The 2,360-nt window shown below is 49.6% G+C and carries 3 protein-coding genes; 2 read left to right on the plus strand and 1 reads right to left on the minus strand.

The window, feature by feature from the left end:
* Both OB13_RS10265 and OB13_RS10270 read left to right on the plus strand, forming a co-directional pair.
* On the plus strand, positions 1 to 454 hold a 454-nt coding region (locus OB13_RS10265), incomplete at its 5' end, for a PDZ domain-containing protein (RefSeq protein ID WP_461490074.1).
* 563 nt (positions 455 to 1,017) lie between these two features.
* On the plus strand, positions 1,018 to 1,404 hold the full coding sequence (locus tag OB13_RS10270; RefSeq protein ID WP_461490075.1) for a hypothetical protein: 387 nt from the start codon (positions 1,018 to 1,020) through the stop codon (positions 1,402 to 1,404).
* Between the two features lie 34 nt (positions 1,405 to 1,438).
* On the opposite strand, the gene OB13_RS10275 is transcribed toward OB13_RS10270, so the two are convergent.
* The coding region (locus OB13_RS10275) for a Glu/Leu/Phe/Val family dehydrogenase (RefSeq protein WP_461490076.1) at positions 1,439 to 2,360 on the minus strand (922 nt) is incomplete at its 5' end.

A 2,360-nucleotide genomic window follows, 5' to 3' on the forward strand; every position in this document is an offset into this window, starting at 1 on the left:
AAAGAAGCTGGATGACTTCTTCCGCGACTATGTCAACGGTACCAAATCACCCGACTACAACAGCTATTTTGAAGCGGCCGGCCTGCGCCTCGTCGACCAGAACAAAGGTATACCTAACCTGAACTGGGGAACTGGTACGGCAATGGAAAATGGCAAAATGATCGTGAAGAGCGTGTCACGGGGCAGCAGCGCCTGGGAAGGCGGCATCAACGTGAACGATGAGATTATCGCCATTGACGGGTACCGGGTGGAAGAAGATATTAAGACCCTGATCAGTGGCCGCGCCATAGGGGAGAAGCTACCGGTTGTGGTGAGCCGCGATGGCAAGCTGCTCACCTTGCAGGTGCCGATTGTGCAGGATACGGCCGTACGCTATACTTTCGAGCAGGTGCAAAACCCGACTGAACTTCAACAAAAGATCTACAGAAAGTGGCTGAAGCTTGACAATGTATAAGCCCGCAGGCTTTACCTTAAGGTATAGCACCTAAACGCTGAAAGGTAAATTTAAAAAGGCAGCAACCCGCAAGGTTGCTGCCTTTTTTATAACAGGTATAGCCCTGGTTAATACAGCCGGGAGGAAGCATTCCCCTCCGCCGTGGTTTCATTTCGACCGAGCTTACCTGGTTGATGCCGTAGTCTGCCACCAAATTGGAGTTGACGGGTGTGAGCAACAAACCGCCCCGGCTGCGAGCACAAACGCATGGTTATTTCTTATCGGGCAGTCGGTTCAGATCTATGCTGGATAACGGCAGAATTAAAGCAAACCTTATTTCTTAGAATGTAACATGGAACAGTAGCCATGGCAAGTAAGGAAACGAATGAATTTTGCTGAACCAGTACAATTCTGCGTGAGGATGTATTTGTACGGATTTGTAAAAAGTACAAACGATGGAATATTTGTTTCCCAGAATTTATATTCTATATTTCGAATGTTCTTTCAATGATAAAGCGTTCTGCTATATGCTGATAAGCGAATCTCTTTTTGCTCGTATTGCGCTTTCACGTAAACCGGAGGTTTTGACGATTACCTGGAAAGCCAAGCCCGATACCGAGCAATTGAAGGATGTGTATTGGCAGGCGCTGCAATTTGTAAAAACCTACCGGAAAATCTGCTTTTATTGCACTGATATTTCCAGCATAGGACCCCTGACTGCCGATCAGGAGGCATGGCTGACCAAGGAATATTATCCACAGGTATTTGAGAGCATTCAGTCGGACATTTATGCGGCTGTGATATTTTCAGAAGATCATTTTAAAGCACTCATCAGCAACTACGTAGCCGGCCGTATCCTGCCCAGGCACGACTTCATCCATTTCAATTATTTTACTGATCTGGCCGAAGCGACAGATTGGCTTCTGTTCATACAAAAAAGTCAGGACCAAGCGCTGAACGCAGGATCCTGACTTTTTTGTATACCCGATTACCAGCAGCTATACCTTAAGGGAAAATTCCCAGCGCCTCGTAGCTAACCCCGATCTTTTCGATAGCTGACAGGAAGGCGGCTGTCCGCATATCGGTTATCCCTTTTTTGTTCATTACTCCTCTTATTTCATGGTAGGCATTGATCATGGTATCTTCCAATCCGGAACGTACCAGGCTGATCTCATCGGCCCCCTGTATGAGCAGATTCCGTTCGGTTGCATTCAGGCTCTTGCCCGAAGAACTCTCAATTGCATTGACCAGGCGGCGGTGGCTGGCTTCTTCTGCCCGTTTCCCCATACGCCCAAACCGTACATTCGAAAGGTTTTTGAGCCATTCAAAATACGAAACGGTCACACCACCGGCATTGAGGTACAGATCCGGAATGATAATGACGCCATTGCTGAGCAGAATCTTCTCGGCATCCCGGGTAACGGGGCCATTGGCTCCTTCCGCAACGATCTTGGCACGTATGCGGCCCGCATTCTCTTCGTTGATCTGGTTCTCCAGAGCAGCCGGGATCAGGATATCGCATTCTTCTTCCAGCAGCTCCATCGAATTTTCGAAATTCCGGGCATTGCCGAAGTTCAGGATGGAGCCTGACTCGCTGCGGTGCTTGAAGGCTTCGGCCACATCAATGCCATCCGCGTTGTAGATGCCTCCTTCGCGCTCTGCTATACCTATGATGATGGCACCATCCTGCTGGCAGAAATGCGCTGCGTTATAGCCTACATTTCCCAGTCCCTGCACGATGATGCGCTTGCCTTGCATGGTATTGCCGGTGATGCCGGTGCGCTTCATGAGCTCCGTATCGCCCAATGCTTCCCGTATACCATAATACACGCCCAGGCCGGTTGCTTCTGCACGTCCTCTGATACCGCCTTGCCCCACCGGCTTGCCGGTGACACAGCCCAGCGCATTGGTCTCGCCATACTTTAAG

Source organism: Pontibacter sp. HJ8, from assembly GCF_054824225.1.